The sequence below is a fragment of the Frondihabitans sp. GW821-FHT04F02 genome, assembly GCF_059420045.1.
In genome coordinates, this window is record NZ_JBWKSZ010000004.1 from 159,732 (window position 1) to 175,198 (window position 15,467).

Annotated in this window: 15 protein-coding genes; 5 read left to right on the forward strand and 10 right to left on the reverse strand. The window is 71.7% G+C overall.

Annotated elements, in window-relative coordinates; translation table 11 throughout:
* Nucleotides 1–26 precede the first annotated feature (26 nt).
* Nucleotides 27–863, forward strand: coding sequence for an SDR family oxidoreductase (locus AC07TY_RS12295; protein WP_494785539.1), 837 nt, complete (start codon nucleotides 27–29; stop codon nucleotides 861–863).
* A 126-nt stretch (nucleotides 864–989) separates the two neighbouring features.
* Here the strand turns inward: AC07TY_RS12295 and AC07TY_RS12300 are convergent, their stop codons facing one another.
* The 5 genes from AC07TY_RS12300 to AC07TY_RS12320 form a co-directional block, all read right to left on the reverse strand.
* Nucleotides 990–2,276, reverse strand: coding sequence for an MFS transporter (locus tag AC07TY_RS12300; RefSeq protein WP_494785540.1), 1,287 nt, complete (start codon nucleotides 2,274–2,276; stop codon nucleotides 990–992).
* Nucleotides 2,273–3,046 carry an HAD hydrolase-like protein gene (locus AC07TY_RS12305; RefSeq protein WP_494785541.1) on the reverse strand — a complete coding sequence of 258 codons (774 nt, stop codon included), beginning with the start codon at nucleotides 3,044–3,046 and terminating at the stop codon, nucleotides 2,273–2,275. The genes AC07TY_RS12300 and AC07TY_RS12305 overlap by 4 nt, the downstream gene beginning before the upstream one ends.
* A gap of 33 nt (nucleotides 3,047–3,079) precedes the next feature.
* Nucleotides 3,080–3,340: a hypothetical protein gene (locus AC07TY_RS12310; protein ID WP_488625236.1), complete on the reverse strand. Its 261-nt coding sequence runs from the start codon at nucleotides 3,338–3,340 to the stop codon at nucleotides 3,080–3,082.
* A gap of 80 nt (nucleotides 3,341–3,420) precedes the next feature.
* On the reverse strand, nucleotides 3,421–4,116 hold the full coding sequence (nucS, locus tag AC07TY_RS12315) for an endonuclease NucS (protein ID WP_123506715.1): 696 nt from the start codon (nucleotides 4,114–4,116) through the stop codon (nucleotides 3,421–3,423).
* A gap of 30 nt (nucleotides 4,117–4,146) precedes the next feature.
* Nucleotides 4,147–5,400, reverse strand: a complete 1,254-nt coding sequence (locus AC07TY_RS12320; RefSeq protein ID WP_494785542.1) for an MFS transporter — start codon at nucleotides 5,398–5,400, stop codon at nucleotides 4,147–4,149.
* A 140-nt stretch (nucleotides 5,401–5,540) separates the two neighbouring features.
* Between AC07TY_RS12320 and AC07TY_RS12325 the strand changes: the two genes are divergently transcribed.
* A complete protein-coding gene (locus AC07TY_RS12325; RefSeq protein ID WP_494785543.1) occupies nucleotides 5,541–6,587 on the forward strand; it encodes a LacI family DNA-binding transcriptional regulator in 1,047 nt (348 codons plus the stop codon).
* Here AC07TY_RS12325 and AC07TY_RS12330 read toward each other — a convergent pair.
* Together AC07TY_RS12330 and AC07TY_RS12335 are read right to left on the reverse strand one after the other, a co-directional pair.
* The gene (locus AC07TY_RS12330; RefSeq protein ID WP_494785544.1) at nucleotides 6,584–7,897 is read right to left on the reverse strand and encodes an MATE family efflux transporter; all 1,314 of its coding nucleotides are present in this window, start codon (nucleotides 7,895–7,897) and stop codon (nucleotides 6,584–6,586) included. The two genes, AC07TY_RS12325 and AC07TY_RS12330, sit on opposite strands and share 4 nt — an antisense overlap.
* Entirely contained in the window at nucleotides 7,894–9,159 is a 1,266-nt protein-coding gene (locus tag AC07TY_RS12335; protein ID WP_494785545.1) for a uracil-xanthine permease family protein, read from the reverse strand. Before AC07TY_RS12335 ends, AC07TY_RS12330 begins: the two co-directional genes overlap by 4 nt.
* Before the next feature lie 59 nt (nucleotides 9,160–9,218).
* Here AC07TY_RS12335 and AC07TY_RS12340 point away from each other — a divergent pair, with 59 nt between their 5' ends.
* Nucleotides 9,219–11,183 carry a M13 family metallopeptidase gene (locus AC07TY_RS12340; protein WP_494785546.1) on the forward strand — a complete coding sequence of 655 codons (1,965 nt, stop codon included), beginning with the start codon at nucleotides 9,219–9,221 and terminating at the stop codon, nucleotides 11,181–11,183.
* Nucleotides 11,184–11,191: 8 nt separating this feature from the next.
* Entirely contained in the window at nucleotides 11,192–12,136 is a 945-nt protein-coding gene (locus tag AC07TY_RS12345; RefSeq protein WP_488625241.1) for a serine hydrolase, read from the forward strand.
* A gap of 76 nt (nucleotides 12,137–12,212) precedes the next feature.
* On the opposite strand, the gene AC07TY_RS12350 is transcribed toward AC07TY_RS12345, so the two are convergent.
* Both AC07TY_RS12350 and AC07TY_RS12355 read right to left on the reverse strand, forming a co-directional pair.
* On the reverse strand, nucleotides 12,213–12,863 hold the full coding sequence (locus tag AC07TY_RS12350) for a DUF4232 domain-containing protein (protein WP_494785547.1): 651 nt from the start codon (nucleotides 12,861–12,863) through the stop codon (nucleotides 12,213–12,215).
* Between the two features lie 26 nt (nucleotides 12,864–12,889).
* The gene (locus tag AC07TY_RS12355; RefSeq protein ID WP_494785548.1) at nucleotides 12,890–13,288 is read right to left on the reverse strand and encodes an NUDIX hydrolase; all 399 of its coding nucleotides are present in this window, start codon (nucleotides 13,286–13,288) and stop codon (nucleotides 12,890–12,892) included.
* A 106-nt stretch (nucleotides 13,289–13,394) separates the two neighbouring features.
* Here AC07TY_RS12355 and AC07TY_RS12360 point away from each other — a divergent pair, with 106 nt between their 5' ends.
* Entirely contained in the window at nucleotides 13,395–14,048 is a 654-nt protein-coding gene (locus AC07TY_RS12360) for a hypothetical protein (protein ID WP_494785549.1), read from the forward strand.
* Nucleotides 14,049–14,183: 135 nt separating this feature from the next.
* Here the strand turns inward: AC07TY_RS12360 and AC07TY_RS12365 are convergent, their stop codons facing one another.
* Nucleotides 14,184–15,461, reverse strand: a complete 1,278-nt coding sequence (locus AC07TY_RS12365; RefSeq protein WP_488625244.1) for a glutamyl-tRNA reductase — start codon at nucleotides 15,459–15,461, stop codon at nucleotides 14,184–14,186.
* Nucleotides 15,462–15,467: the final 6 nt, after the last annotated feature.

Genomic DNA, 15,467 nt, shown 5'->3' on the forward strand with positions numbered 1-15,467 from the left:
CGCGGATCGAGTGCTTGACTGACGTCATGACACCGACCCTCGCCATCACCGGCTCCACCGGCAACATCGGCGGCGCCGTCGCTCGAGCGCTCGCGGAGACCGGGCTCGCCCAGCGCCTGATCGTCCGGACGCCGTCGCGCGCCCCCGAACTGCCCGCCGCGTCGATCGCCGTCGCGACGTACGGCGACCACGCCGCCTCGGTCGCAGCTCTGCAGGGCATCGACGTGCTGCTCATGGTGTCCGCAGCGGAGGCCCCCGACCGGCTGGCGCAGCACCTCGACTTCGTCGACTCCGCCGTCGAGGCCGGCGTCGGCCACATCGTCTACACGTCCTTCGTCGGAGCCGCCGAAGACGCCGTCTTCACGCTGGCGCGCGACCACTGGGCGACCGAGCAGCGCATCCGCGAGTCGGGGGCGGCGTTCACGATCCTCCGCGACAGCTTCTACCTCGACTTCGTGCCCGAGCTCGTCGGAGACGACGGAGTCATCCGCGGGCCGGCCGGCGAGGGCCGCATGTCGGCGGTCGCCCGGGCCGACGTCGCTGCGGTCGCGACGGCCGTCCTGCGCGAACCGGCCGCCCACGCCCGAGCCACCTACGAGCTCACCGGCCCCGAGGCGTTCTCGCTCGCCGAGGCCGCCGCGGTGCTCTCGAGCGCCACCGGCCGCACCGTGACATTCCACGACGAGACCCTCGACGAGGCGTACGAGTCGCGCCAGCAGTGGAACCCCGAGCCGTGGCAGGCCGACGCGTGGGTGTCGACCTACACCTCCATCGCGTCGGGCGAGCTGGAGGCCGTGTCGGGCGACGTCGAGCGCGTCACCGGTCGTGCCCCGCTGTCGCTCGGGCAGTTCCTGCGCCTCTGACGCCAGTCAGCCCCGCCGAATCGGCACGACCCCGTCTGCGCGCAGGAGGGATCGAGCCGAAACGGCGGGCACAAGCGCGAGCGCAGGAACGCGGGGCGCAGGAACGCGGGTCGCAGGAACGCGGGTCTACCGCACCTTCCGCGCCGAGAGCACCCCGCTCACGCCGAGGACCAGCACCGAGACGAACACGACGATCATCGGCGCAGCCCACGAGCGGGTCGCGTCGTGCACGCCGCCCACCACGAGCGGGCCGAGCGACGCGAGCGCGTAGCCGCCGCCCTGCACGAGCGCGGACAGCCGCCGGGCCTCGACGTCGCTCGTGACCATCCGCACGATGATGATGAAGACGATGGTGATGCCGCCGCCCTGGGCGACGCCGCCGAACAGCGACCAGACGAACCAGAGCTGCGGGGCGAAGAGCAGCCCGAGCGGCATGAACAGCCAGAGGGTCGCGACCAGCCCGATGATGTACACGGGCCGCCAGCGGAGCGACAGCAGGGGCACGCCGAGCGCCCCGACGACGGCGAGGATCTGGAAGATCGACGAGCTCGCGCCGGCCCCGGCCCGCGAGAGGCCGACCTCGTCGTGCAGCAGGGTGGGGATCCAGGCGGTGAGGCCGTAGTAGCCGAACGCCTGGCCGGCGAAGGCGAGGGTGAGGCCCCAGGTCGACCAGCGCCTGAAGAGCGAGGTCGTCGGCGGCCGGGGGCCGGCGCTGACCACCGGGATGCTCGCGGTGATGACTTCGACCGGGCCCGTCAGGAGTTCCTGCGCCCGGTTCTCGCCGGTGCCGCGGAGGGCCGAGCGGAATCCGATGGCGACGATCCAGACGGCGCCGGCGATGATCGCGAACGATCCCCAGACCACGAGGGCGAGGGGCCAGCCGGTGGACGCCGCCAGCGGCGCGGTGCCGAGCGACGTGATCATCGAGCCGATGTTGAGAGCCGACGTGTAGACGCCGGTGATGAAGCCGGCGCGCTCAGGCGAGAAGTCGCGGCGGATGATGACCGGGAGCACGACGTTGCCGACGGTGATCGAGACGCCGATCACGATGGTTCCGACGATGAGCCAGGTCTGGGTGCCGAGCGAGCGGAGGATGGTGCCGACGACGATCCCCAGCAGGCCGACCGTGACGGCGCGCTCGGCGCCCAGACGGCCGATGACCGCCGACGCGAGCGGGCTGGCGACGGCGAAGCAGAGCACGGGGATGCTCGTCAGCAGGCCCGCGACGAGGGCCCCGAGCGCGAGGTCGGACTTGATGTCGTCGAGCACGGGCGCCGTGGCGACGATGGGGCCGCGCAGGTTGAGAGCGATCAAGACGATCGCGAGGGTCAGCAGCCAGGCGGCCGGCGACTTCGCGGCGCGACGGACGGCGTCGCCTGTGCGGCCGCCGCCAGTCGAATCGGCCGCGCTCATGCCGGGTTCGCGGTGGGGGCGACCCCTTCGGCATCGGTGTCGTCGGTGCCGGTCAGAACACTGCCGGTCGGAACGGTGCCGGTCGGAACGGCGTCCGCGTCACCGGAAGCGGGGAGCCCGAGCAGCTCCGCGAGCTCGTCGGCCGTGTCGACGACGGCGACCGCGCCGACCTGCTCGGCGGGGGAGCCGTAGCCCCAGGTGACGAAGATCGTGGGCACGCCGTGGGCCGCGGCACCGTCGACGTCGTGGTGGCGGTCGCCGATCAGGACGGGACGCGAGACGTCGACACCGAGGGCGCGAAGGCGGGCGAGCGCCTCTTCGACGACGTCGGCCTTGGCGCCGCGCTTCTCGTCGTCGCTGGCGCCCGTGATGACGTCGAGGTAGCGGCTGAGGCCGAAGTGGTTCAGCATCATGGTGGCCGGCGTCTCGGGCTTCGAGGTCGCCGTCGAGATGGGGATCCCGGCCTCGTGGACACGGCGGAGCAGGTCTTCCATTCCCGCGAAGATCACGCTGTCGAGCGCCCCGCCGGCCAGGTACTCGCCGCGGTACAGGGCCATGGCGTGGTCGAGCTCGTCACCCGTGATGCCGAGGTGCCTGGTGAAGCTCTCGGGAAGCGGCGGGCCTACCCATTCGAGGAGCTCCGCCGGTGTCGGCACGGCCTCGCCGAGCTGTGCGAGGGTGCTGGCCAGGGTCTTCGTGATGCCGGGTGCGGAGTCGGCGATGGTGCCGTCGAGGTCGAACAGCACGGCCGAGTAGGGGAAGTCGCTCATCCCCTCCAGCCTACGGTCTGGCAGGGGAGCGGATCAGCGGACCTCGTGGAAGGGCCAGCGACGCTTCGACGTCGTGTCGTCGTCGAGCATGCGGAGGATCAGTCGCGCGACGGAGCCGCCCATCTCTGCGACGATCTCACGCTCGGCGGTGGTCAGCTCGTCGACCGTGAGCGGTTCGGTCTCGGAGAGGACGGGTGCGGCGGGCCGGCGGCGGCGGGTCGCGATCGGGGCGACGACGTGGCGGGAGAGCGGGGAGGCGGTCGAGACCAGCTGGTCGAAGAGCGGGGTGGACATGAGAGAGCCTTTCGGATTGTGTATTTCACATCCTACGAGGTCTCTCCGCGAAGTCAATACTGTATTTCAGAAGCCGGTCGTCAGAACAGGCGCGAGTGTCCGTCGTCCATGCCGCGCATCTCGTCGTAGTCGAGCACGACGCAGCGGATGCCCCGGTCTTCGGCGAGCGTGCGGGCCTGCGGCTTGATCTCCTGAGCGGCGAACACGCCCTGCACCGGCTTCAGGTGCGGGTCGCGGTTCATCAGCTCGAGGTACCGGGTGAGCTGCTCGACACCGTCGATGTCCCCGCGCCGCTTGATCTCGACGGCGACGGCGCCGCCCTTCGCGTCGCGCGCCAGGATGTCGACCGGCCCGATCGCGGTCATGTACTCGCGGCGCACCAGGGTGTGACCGTCGCCCAGCACCTCGATCTGCTCGGCCATCAGCTTCTGCAGGTGCGCCTCGACGCCGTCCTTGACCAGGCCGGGATCGATGCCGAGCTCATGAGCCGAATCGTGCAGGAACTCGTGGATCGACACCAGGAGCACGTCGTTGGTCTTGCCCTGCGTGACCTTCCAGAGCTCGACGATCCCGGCTTCGCGCTGGTCGTCGTCGGGCTCCTCCGTCGTGATGCTGCACGGCGGGCTCATCCAGTTGAGCGGCTTGTAGCTGCCGCCGTCGGAGTGGACCAGCAGGCTTCCGTCGCTCTTCACCATCAGGAGGCGGGTGGCGAGCGGGAGGTGGGCCGAGAGGCGCCCCGCGTAGTCGACGGAGCAGCGGGCAATGACGAGACGCACGACGACGAGCCTAACGCGCGGCCGGGGCGGCTAGCTCTCGACGGGGCGGCGCCGCGACGGCTCGCGCGCGGCACCCGATACGAGCCCGGCGACGACGATCAGCGCGAACACCACGAACAGCGAGTGCAGCAGCCCGAAGCGCTCGCCGAGCACGCCGATCACCGGCGGCAGGGCCAGGAAGGCGACGTAGCCGATCGTGGCGACGGCGCTCACGCGGGCCGCCGCGTTGCGGGAGTCGTCGGCGGCGGCCGAGAGGCCGACCGGGAAGCCGAGAGCGGCCCCGAAGCCCCAGAACACGACGCCGATCACGGCCAGCCACACGACCGGCGACAGGATCACGAGCAGCAGGCCCACGATCGCCGATACGGCCGAGAGGCGCAGCATCAGCACGCGGCCGTACCGGTCGATGAGCGGCGAGCCGGCGACGCGTGCCACGGTCATCGCGGTCAGGAAGACGAGGAGGATGCTCGATCCGGCGGCGTTGCTCACGCCATGGCCGTCGACCATCGCGAGGGCCAGCCAGTCGTTCGCCGAGCCCTCGGCGGTCGACATGCCGAGCACGATGAGGCCGATCAGGATCGTGCCGGGTGTGGCCCAGATGGCCAGGCGGCCGCGCCACGAGCTCTCGGCCGCGCCGGCGGCGTCGGTCTGGGCGGCGTGCCCGAGCTCCTCGAACTGGAAGCGGCGCACGAAGACGACTCCGGCGACGGCGATCACGACGGCGACCGTCGAGACGTGGACGGCGACGGGCAGCGACAGCCGCTCCGCACCGGCGCCGAGCAGAGCCCCGACCATCGTGCCGAGGCTGAACGAGGCGTGGAAGAGCGGCATCACGGTCTTGCCGAGAACGCGCTCGCAGGCCGCGGCCGAGACGTTCATCGCGACGTCGAGCGTGCCGTTGCCGAAGCCGACGATCGCCATGCCGACGAGGATCGCCCAGAACCCGGCGCCGAGGGTGGCGCTGATGCCGGCCACGATCAGGCCGACGGCGACGACGAGGAGCGCGCCGGTTGCGGTCTTCTTCGCACCGAACGAGGCGATGATGTGGCTCGACGAGATGACGCCGACGATGGCTCCGACGCTGATGCCGAACGCGAGGAACCCCATCTGCAGGGTGCTGGCGTGCAGCAGGTCGCGGATCGACGGCACACGGCCGAGCCAGGTCGCGATGGCCAGGCCCGACAGGGCGAAGATCACGAAGAGGGCATTGCGCCAGCGGACCACGTCGCGCCGGGTCAGGCCGCCGTCGTAGGTGCGGGTGTCGAGGGAGGAGGGGGTCGCCATCGGTTCTCTTCGGTTCGTGCGTGCGGGTGGCGCGACTCGAATCGATTCGACCCGCGGGATCGACCACACGCTATCAAGCCCCGGGCGACTCCGACAAGACCTTCGTCGAATCGATTCGAGTGCGACTACAGTTCTGGAGCATGAGCATCGCGACCCGGCCCACCCTCGCCTCCGTGGCGAAGCTGGCCGGTGTCTCGGCGTCGACAGCCTCCCTGGCCCTCAACGACTCCGGCCCCGTGTCGGCGTCCACGCGCGAGAAGGTGCTCGACGCGGCACGGACGCTCGGCTACGCCGGTCCCGACCCGCGCGCACGGTCGCTGCGGCGCGGACGGTCGGGCATCGTCGGCGTGGTGCTCGAGGAGTCCCTGCGCGACGCCTTCCGCGACCCGATGAACCTCGCGATGCTCGACGGGATCGCCGACCTGACAGGCCCGGCGGGCAACTCGCTGCTGCTGCTCACCGAGACCGCCGCCGGTCGGTCCACCCTCGTCGACGCACCGGTCGACGCGGCCGTGCTGTTCGGGTGCAGCCCGGTCGTCGACGAGAAGGTCGCGATCCTGCTGCGTCGCGGTATCCCGGTGGTCGCCATCGAGGGCCGCCCGATCCCCGGGGTGCTCGACATCGGCCTCGACAACCGCGAGGCCACGCGCTCGCTCGCCGAGCACCTCCAGGGCCTGGGCCACTCCGACGTCGCTCTGGTCACCCTCGAGCTCGACCGCGACCGCCGCAGAAGCAGAGTGACGCAGAAACTCCTCGCCCGAGCCACGTCGCACACTGCCCTCGAGCGCGTCCACGGCGCCCGCGAGGTCTTCCCCGCGGCCGGCGGGCTCACCACGCTCGGAAGCACGGTCGACGAGGGGCGCATCGCCGGGCTGGCGCTGCTCGGCGATCCCGAGACGCGGCCGACCGCCGTCATCGCGCAGAGCGACCTCCTCGCCGTCGGGGTCATCCGGGCCGCGGCCGAGCTCGGCCTGGCCGTGCCCGGCGACCTCAGCGTCGTCGGGTTCGACGGCGTGCGGATCGACGACCCGGTCGCCGCCGAGCTGACGACCATGGTGCAGCCGGGGTTCGCGAAAGGGCAGGCGGCGGGGCGCGGCATCCTCGAGCTGCTCGCCGGCCGCGAGGGCCGCTCGGTCTCGTTCACGTCGGCGTTCCGGCGCGGGGCGACGACGGCCCCGCCGCGCTAGGCGCCGGTGACGATCCAGCGCGAGCCGGCGGCGCGGACGCCGAGCGTGACGGCTCGAGCCCCGATGTAGCCGATGCCGAAGGCCAGCCAGAGCGCGACCGGCCCGCCGTCGCCCGCGACCGCCCACCACAGCAGCGGGAGGTACACGGCCACGTCGACGAGGCCGGTCCAGGCGAGGTAGCGGGCGTCGCCGGCGCCGAGCAGGACCCCGTCGAGCACGAAGACCAGGCCGGCGAGCGGCACCCCGACGGCCATGGCGCGCAGGATCCCGGGGAGCATCGCCCGCACGGCCCCGTCGCCCGTGAAGACGCCGGGCAGCACCCCCGCCGCGCTGGCGAGCAGCAGCCCGAGCACGGCTCCGCCCGCGACGCCCCACGTCAGCAGTCTCCGCGTGACGGCGCGCACCCGCGCCGCATCGCCGGCCCCGAGCGCGTGCCCGACCATCGCCTGGCCGGCGATCGCGAGGGCATCCAGCGCGAACGCCAGCGTCGAGAAGAGGGTCAGGGCGACCTGCACGGCGGCGAGCCCCGGCACGCCGAGCATCCCGGCCGCCCAGACCGTGGCGAGCATGGCCAGCCGAAGGGCCGCGCTCCTGATCAGCAGCCAGCCGCCGGCGGAGGCCGTCCTGCCCACGCCTCCGAGTCCCGGTCGCAGCGGGGCCCCGACGGCGCGGGCCGCCCGGACGGCGATGACCGCGTAGACCGCCGCCATGCCCCACTGCGCGACGACGGTGCCCGCCGCCGACCCGGCGATGCCCCAGTGGAAGCCGTAGATGAACAGGGCGTTGAGGCCCGCGTTGGCGGCGAATCCCACCGTCGCGACGACGAGCGGCGTGCGGGTGTCCTGGAGTCCGCGCAGGAGCCCCGTCGCCGCGATGACGAACAGCATCGCCGGGAGGCCGAGCATCGAGATGACGAGGTACGTCGTGGCCTGCTCGGAGACGGCGGGCCCGGTCTGGAACGCGAGCACCAGGGTTCCTGCTCCCAGAGCACCCACCACGAGCAGGACGACGCCGATCAGCAGCGCGAACCACAGCCCGTCGATGCCGGCCCGGAGCGCCCCGGTGCGATCGCCCGCGCCGAGCCGCCTGGCCACGGTCGGAGTCGTCGCGTAGGCGAGGAAGATCAGCAGCCCCACCGCCGTCTGGAGGATCACGCCGGCGATGCCGAGGCCGGCCAGCGGCGCCGCCCCGAGGTGGCCGACGAGGGCCGTGTCGGTCAGCAGGAAGAGCGGCTCGGCGATCAGGGCACCCAGCGCCGGGACGGCCAGCCGGGCGATCTCGCGATCGAGCGCCCGCGCGGGTGCGGTCACTCGGTGCCGCGCGCCCGCCCGATAGCGCTCATCAGGTGGTAGACGACGACGGCGGCGACGGTGCCGATGATGATGCCCTCGAAGACCGCGCCGCCGGCCGTGAAGGTCAGGTTCGCGATGCCGGCGACGAGTGCGATCCCGGCGGTGAGCTGGTTCTTCGGCTTCGAGAAGTCGACCCCGTTCTCGACCCAGATGCGGATTCCGATGATCCCGATCAGACCGTAGAGCGCCACGGTCACGCCGCCGATGACGCCCGGGGGCACGGTCGCGATGACGGCGCCGATCTTGGGCGAGAGCCCGAGCAGGATCGCGATGACGCCGGCGACCCAGTACGCCGCGGTCGAGAACACGCGCGTCGCGCTCATGACGCCGATGTTCTCGCCGTAGGTCGTGGTCGCCGAGCCACCGCCGATGCCGGCGATCACGGTGCTGAGGCCGTCGGCGAAGAGCGCTCGGCCGGTGAGGTCGTCGAGGTTGCGGCCGGTGAGCTGGCCGACCCCCTTCACATGGCCGACGTTCTCGGCGACGAGGGCGAGCACGACCGGCAGGAAGCCCACGTAGACGGCGATGTGCGTCGCCTCGAACGACGGCACCGTGAACTGGGGGAGGCCGAGCCACGCCGCGTCGTCGACCTTGCTGAAGTCGACGGCCCCGCTGATGACGGCGGCGACATAGCCCACGACGACGCCGACGACGATCGAGAGCCGCCCGAGGATGCCGCGGAACACGACCGCCGCGAGGACGACCGCGGCCAGGGTGATGACGGCGATCACCGGCGCCTTCTGGAAGTTCGCCCCCGCCGTCGGGGCCAGGTTGAAGCCGATGAGGGCGACGATCGAGCCCGACACGACGGGCGGCAGCAGCGCGTCGATCCACTTCGTGCCGAGCACGTGGACGATGAGGCCGACGATCGCCAGCAGCGCGCCGACGACGATGATGCCGCTGAGCGCGAGCGGGATCCCGCCGATCTTGGTGGCGGCGCCGATCGGGGCGATGAAGGCGAACGACGAGCCGAGGTAGCTGGGCAGGCGGTTCTTCGTGATGACCAGGAAGAGCAAGGTGCCGATGCCCGAGAAGAGGAGCGTCGTGGTGGGCGGGAAGCCGGTGATGATGGGAACCAGGAACGTGGCGCCGAACATGGCGACCACGTGCTGTGCGCCCAGCCCCACCGTGCGCGGCCACGACAGCCGCTCCTCCGGGAGCACGATCGCGGTCTGGTCGACCGCCTTGCCGTCGGCGTGGAGCTTCCAGGGGAGGGCCATGCAGTGACTGTACTGGGAGCCGATCGCGGCTGTCGGACCACACGCCTAGGCTTGCCCCCATGACCGATGTCTCCTCGAAGTCCGGAATCGCCACCGACGCCCTCGACCCCGCCACCCGGCCCCAAGACGACCTCTTCCGCCACGTCAACGGCACCTGGATCCGCGAGACCGAGATCCCCGAAGACAAGGCTCGCTGGGGCTCGTTCTACCTGCTGGCCGAGGCCGCCGAGCAGGCCGTGCGCGACATCATCGACGAGTCGCAGGAGGCCGAGCCGGGCAGCGAGGCCCGCAAGGTCGGCGACCTGTTCGCGAGCTTCCTCGACGAAGACCGCGCCGAAGAGCTCGGCGCGACGCCGATCCAGCCGCTGCTGGCGACCGTCGACGACGTGACGGACGTCGCCGCGCTGCTGCAGGCCGTCGGCCGGTTCGAGCTGCAGGGCGTCTCGGGCTTCGCGCAGCTCTTCGTCGACAACGACCCGGGCAACCCGGAGCGCTACATGGTGTTCCTCGAGCAGGCCGGCCTCGGCCTCCCCGACGAGTCCTACTACCGCGACGACAAGTTCGCGGCGATCCGCACCGCCTACGAGGCGTTCGTCGCCTCGCAGCTCGAGCGCGCCGGCTTCGACCAGGCGGCCGAGCGCGCCGCTCGCGTCGTCGCGCTCGAGACCGCCATCGCCTCGCACCACTGGGACAACGTGGCGACCCGCGAGTCCGAGAAGACCTACAACCTCCTGCCGTGGTCCGATGCGGCGGCGCTCGCCGAGGGCGTCGACCTCTCGATCTGGCGCGACGCGGTCGGCGCTCCCGCCGGCGTCTTCGACGAGATCGTCGTGCGCCAGCCCTCGTTCGTCACCGGCCTCGCCACGCTGCTCGTCGACGACCAGCTCGACGCGTGGCGCGACTGGCTGCGCTGGCAGATCGTCCGCTCGTTCGCCGCGTACCTCTCGAGCGGCTTCGTGAAGGCGAACTTCGAGTTCTACGGCAAGACCCTCACCGGCACCCCCGTGCAGCGCGCCCGCTGGAAGCGCGGCGTCTCGCTGGTCGAGGGCGCCATGGGCGAGGCCGTCGGCCGCATCTACGTCGAGCGGAACTTCCAGCCCGAGGCGAAGGTCGCGATGGACGTCCTGGTCGCGAACCTCGTCGAGGCCTACCGCCAGAGCATCACGGGCCTCGCGTGGATGACCGACGAGACGCGCACCCGCGCCCTCGACAAGCTCGACAAGTTCACGCCCAAGATCGGCTTCCCGGTGAAGTGGCGCGACTACTCGAAGCTCGAGATCGATGCGACCGACCTCGTCGGCAACATCCGCGCCACCGCCGTCTTCGGCTTCGACCGCGAGCTCGGCAAGATCGGCAAGCCGATCGACCGCGACGAGTGGTTCATGACCCCGCAGACGATCAACGCGTACTACAACCCGGGCTTCAACGAGATCGTGTTCCCGGCGGCGATCCTGCAGTTCCCGTTCTTCGACGAGAACCGCGACGCGGCCGCCAACTACGGTGCGATCGGAGCGGTGATCGGCCACGAGATCGGCCACGGCTTCGACGACCAGGGCTCGAAGTACGACGGCGATGGCAAGCTCACCGACTGGTGGACCCCGGCCGACCGCGAGGCGTTCGAGAAGCTCACCTCATCGCTCATCGCCCAGTACGACGCGCTCGAGCCGGCGCAGACCCCCGGTCACCATGTCAACGGCGCGCTCACCATCGGCGAGAACATCGGCGACCTCGGCGGCCTCTCGATCGCGTGGAAGGCGTACCTGATCTCGCTCGACGGCCAGGAGCCGCCGGTGATCGACGGACTGACCGGCGCGCAGCGCTTCTTCCTGAGCTGGGCGCAGGCCTGGCAGATGAAGATCCGCGACGAGGAGGCCATCCGTCTCATGTCGATCGACCCGCACTCGCCCAACGAGTTCCGGTGCAACCAGATCGTCCGCAACATCGACGAGTTCTACGTCGCCTTCGCGGTGTCCGACGCCGACGCGCTCTGGCTGCCGGAAGATGAGCGCGTCACGATCTGGTAGCCGCTCCGATGGCTGACCCCGGTATCGACAGTCGACGCGGCCGCCGGTCGCGCGACGTGCCGCGCGATCCGGGCCGGCACCGCGGCGAGCGGGCGGCCGAGCCGTTCGAGCGCAGCTTCACGGCGCTCGGCACCCTGGCTTTCGCCGAGGCACGGGTGTCGGCGTCGGCCGCCGATCTCGACACCGGCGAGGTCGTGCTGGCGATCGACGAGAAGATCGCCCTGCCGACCGCCGAGGTCGGCGGGCTGCTGCTGCTCGTCGAGGTCGCCGCGCGCCTTGCGGACGGTCGTCTGGGGCCGGTCGACGAGGTGTCGCGCGAGTCGGCCACGGGTGACGGCGCGGGCGAGACGCGCGTCGACGACCCCCGTGTCGGCGGGCTCTGGTCGTCGATGCTGGTGCCGTCGCTTCGGGTGCTCGATGCCGCGACCCTCGTGGGGGCCTTCCGCGACCCTGTCGCCACGAACGCCCTGATCCGGCTCGTCGGCCTCGATGCCGTCCATGCCCGCGCCGAAGAGCTCGGCCTCAACCGCACGGCGCTGCTCGACTACGCCCGGGCCACCCGCGGGCCCGACGACGCACCGCAGTTCTCGATCGGATCAGCCCTCGAGCTGCAGGGCCTCTTCGGCGACCTCGTCGGCGGCCGCTGCGTCGACACCGCCGTCAGCAACCGCGTGCTGGGCTGGCTCTCCACCGGCAGCGACCTGAGCATGGTCGCCGCCGCCTTCGGGCTCGACCCCGTCGCCCATCGGGCGCGCGACCACGGCCTCCAGCTCGTGAACCTCACCGGGGCCGACCAGGGTGTTCGCTCTGAAGCCGGGGCGCTGCGCGGTCGCCGCCGGGGCGTCTCGTACGCGGCCACCGTGGCGTTCGACGATGCCGACCTGCCGACGCGGCTGCGGGTGCTCGACGTGCTCCGGACCGTCGGGCTGGATCTGCTCGAGTACGTGAGCTAGTTCCTGCGCCCGGTGAGTGCCGCTGGCCTGCGCCCGGTGCGTGCCGCTGGCCTGTGCTCGACGCGTGCGCCGCGGGCTACTGCAACGCGCCGACGGTGAGCAGCTGCACCGACGTCGACTTGCAGCCGGTCACGCCCTTGTAGGCGGCGAAGACCGAGGCCTTCTGCCCGGGAGGGTAGACGCGGAACCCGTCGGTCGCGGTCGGCTTGCACTTGGCCCTGTCGAAGTTGCCGGCCTGCAGGTAGCGGAGGTCGGCCTTCGCGGTCGAGCCCGACGCGAGAGTGACTGTGCCGTGGGGGGTCGTGCGATCGAACTTCGCCGCGGCGCCGATCTGCGTGCCGGTGCCACCGCCCACGAGCGAGACGCCGGGCCAGCCCTGCAGGGTGCACGAGGCCGACCCCTTGTTGGTGAGCACGAGGGTGATCCCGATCGTGCCGGCGGCGCCTCCGTCGCCCTCGGCGATGCTCGCGGCGAGGTTCGACGAGGTGCACGAGGAGACCGTCGTGCCGCCGCCGCCGCTGCCGCCCGCCGGCGTCGTCTTCGTCGGCGTGGCGGAGACGGATTCGCTCGGCGTCGGAGTCGTCGCCGGGGTGGTCGGCTCGGCCGTCGTCGTCACCGTCTCGGTCGCGGTGGGCTCGGCGGCGTCGTTCGACGAGGAGCACCCGGCGAGACCGGCGACCGTGAGGGCGCTGAGGGCGAGGACGGTGAGAGTGGTTCTGGTGCGCATGGCTCCACTGTGCCACGCAGACCGGGTCAGTCGATCAGTCCGAGGGATGACAATCGCCGGAGCGTCTCCCGTCCTGCAGGCGGACACCGCCAGGCATCGGCCGTCGTGGTCCAGGTGATCGCGCCGACCTCGGCTGAGGGGACGGGCTCGTCGGGCGTGTCGGCTGTGAAGAGGGTCATCTCGACCAGGCGGCCGTCGGGCTCGCCGTGAGCCTGCTCGCTCACGGTGAAGAGCTCCACGATCGATGCCGGATCGAGGGCCAGCGACACTTCTTCGAGCGACTCGCGCACGACGGCCTCCGAGCCGGACTCACCCGGCTCGACCTTGCCGCCCGGCAGGTAGAGCACGTCGCGGCCCCGGGCGGTGACCATGAGCAGCCTCCGCTCGCGGACGAGGGCCAGCGCGGAGACGACGATCGGGTGCATGGGAGACATTCTCCCGAGTTCCTGCGCCCTCTGCTATTGACGAGCGGATATAACTGTGAAATATTGCATTCATCACCCGTTCACCCCGATGAGATCAGGACCCCCCATGACCGCAGGGACCACCGCCACCGCTACCGCCCTTCTGCCCGCCATCGTCATCGACCCCGTCGACTACCTGCTCGTCGACATCGCCACCGGGCGGCACCTTCCCGGCGACGGCGTCCACGTCGAGCAGCTCGCCCATGAGCACGGACTGTCGCTGGCCGAGGCCGGCGCCGCGCTCGACGAGGCCTGGTGCCTCGGGCTTGTCTCGCGTCGGGCGACGACGACGGGCGGCATCGTCTGCTGGACCCCGGAGGCCACTCAGGTGATGCTGCACCGGCTCGCTCGGGCCATGGTCTCTGCGGTGACCGCCGGCCCTCGGTGTGACGCGAAGCGCGGACTCATCGACGGCGACGCGCGGCGGTTCACCGTCGTCGAGCTGTTCGGGCTGACGGCGCCCTGCGACGTCGCGCTCTTCCTCGAGGTAGCCCGCGCGCTGCTCGGCGCGTGGGCGCCCGATCTCCTCGACGAGCTGATCATGCCCATCGCCGTGCTGTTCTCGCAGTCGGCCCAGCGCGTGCACGGCTTCGAGCCTGCGGCCGAGGCCGACGTGCGCTGCGAGATGGTGCGCGAGCTGGTGTCGAGCCTCATCGACGGCCGCACCGCCGACTTCGAGTCGACCGTGGCCGACTACGTGCTGGCGCTCTCGACGCACTGAGTCCTGCCGTCGGGCGTCGTGCCCGCCGTTTCGGTTCGAGCCCTCCACCTTTGGGGAGGGACCGTGCCGGCTCGGCGGGATCGTGCCGTCCGGTGCGTCCGGTGCGGGCCGGGCCCGACGGCTACGGTCGCAGGATCAGCCCGCCGCCGCCTCGCCAGCCGAGCGGGGCAGCGCCGAGAGCGTCGCGGCCCGCGTCTCCGTCAGCCCGAAGAGCGCTTCGAGTCCGTCGCGGAACTCCTCGCCGCGACCCTCGCGGGCAAGCTCGCGAGCGCGGACCGACGGCGTGTGGAGCAGGACTCCGGCGAGGTGCCGCAGCGCCTGCTCGGTGCGCTCGCTGGAATCGCCGCGCGAGCGAGCGCGCTCGATCTCGCCGTCGAGGAGGTCGAAGACGTGCTTGCGGAGGGCTACCACGGCGGGCGACAGAGACTGCTCGGCGGCCACGGCCTGGAACTCGGCGGCGGCCGTGGACACGAGCGCGCGGGCATCGTCGGCGGCGGTCAGCTCGGCGAGCGGGGCGTGGAGGCTGATGGTCTCGAGGTCGAGCATCTCGACGCCCTCGACTCGGGCGACCAGCGGGTCGACGTTGCGGGGAAGGCCGAGGTCGATGACGAGGCGGCGCGGGCCCGCCTCGACGACGTCGGGCGTGACGAGCGGGGTGGCCGTCGACGTGCAGGTGATGAGGATGTCGCTCCAGGCGATCGCCTCGGCGAGGTCGGCGTGCGCCGCGACCTCGTGCTTCGCGGCGAACCACGGGGCGCGGCCGGAGGCGGAGTAGACGCCGATGTCGCCGGCACCGCGGTCGCGCAGGGCGGCGACGGTTGTCGCGGCGTACTGGCCGGTGCCGACGAGGAGGATGCGCGCCTGGGCCCAGTCGGTGACCCGGCTCGACGCGAGCTCGAGGGCCAGGCGGACGAGCGAGCGGCCGGCGCCGCCCACGTTGGTGCGGTTCTTGACGCCGCGCGAGGTGTGCGAGGCCTGCTGGAAGAGTCGCTCCAGATCGGACGACGTCGTGCCGTCCTGCCGGGCCCGCTCGAGCGCGCGGCGCACCTGGCCGGAGATCTCGTCTTCGCCGACGACGACCGACTCGAGGCCGGAGCTGACGGCGAAGAGGTGCTCGACGACCCCGTCGCCGGTGATGACGTCGACGCTGGTGCGGAGCGCGACGGGGTCGACGCCCGAGGCCTCGCTCATCGTCTGGATGGTGGCCTCGACGGCCACGGCGCTCGCCGCGGTGAGGGGCTCGTCGACGTCGAGGTACGCCTCGAAGCGGTTGCACGTCGCGAGCACGACGGCGCCCGAGACGAAATCGCTCGATTCGACCAGGGTGCCCGCCGCCAGGGGTGCGCCGACGCTCAACTTCTCGAGGAGGTCGAAGCTGGCGTTCTGATGAGACGCCGTCAGGCAGATGAGCACGACAGA

What these genes read in the sequence shown, in the direction of transcription:
- AC07TY_RS12340 (WP_494785546.1), top strand. Translation starts at nt 9,219, where the DNA reads ATGACCGATGTCTCCTCGAAGTCCGGAATCGCCACCGACGCCCTCGAC.
- AC07TY_RS12355 (WP_494785548.1), bottom strand. Translation starts at nt 13,288, where the DNA reads ATGCACCCGATCGTCGTCTCCGCGCTGGCCCTCGTCCGCGAGCGGAGG.
- AC07TY_RS12310 (WP_488625236.1), bottom strand. Translation starts at nt 3,340, where the DNA reads ATGTCCACCCCGCTCTTCGACCAGCTGGTCTCGACCGCCTCCCCGCTC.
- AC07TY_RS12350 (WP_494785547.1), bottom strand. Translation starts at nt 12,863, where the DNA reads ATGCGCACCAGAACCACTCTCACCGTCCTCGCCCTCAGCGCCCTCACG.
- AC07TY_RS12335 (WP_494785545.1), bottom strand. Translation starts at nt 9,159, where the DNA reads ATGGCCCTCCCCTGGAAGCTCCACGCCGACGGCAAGGCGGTCGACCAG.
- AC07TY_RS12295 (WP_494785539.1), top strand. Translation starts at nt 27, where the DNA reads ATGACACCGACCCTCGCCATCACCGGCTCCACCGGCAACATCGGCGGC.
- AC07TY_RS12325 (WP_494785543.1), top strand. Translation starts at nt 5,541, where the DNA reads ATGAGCATCGCGACCCGGCCCACCCTCGCCTCCGTGGCGAAGCTGGCC.
- AC07TY_RS12300 (WP_494785540.1), bottom strand. Translation starts at nt 2,276, where the DNA reads ATGAGCGCGGCCGATTCGACTGGCGGCGGCCGCACAGGCGACGCCGTC.
- AC07TY_RS12305 (WP_494785541.1), bottom strand. Translation starts at nt 3,046, where the DNA reads ATGAGCGACTTCCCCTACTCGGCCGTGCTGTTCGACCTCGACGGCACC.
- AC07TY_RS12360 (WP_494785549.1), top strand. Translation starts at nt 13,395, where the DNA reads ATGACCGCAGGGACCACCGCCACCGCTACCGCCCTTCTGCCCGCCATC.
- AC07TY_RS12320 (WP_494785542.1), bottom strand. Translation starts at nt 5,400, where the DNA reads ATGGCGACCCCCTCCTCCCTCGACACCCGCACCTACGACGGCGGCCTG.
- AC07TY_RS12345 (WP_488625241.1), top strand. Translation starts at nt 11,192, where the DNA reads ATGGCTGACCCCGGTATCGACAGTCGACGCGGCCGCCGGTCGCGCGAC.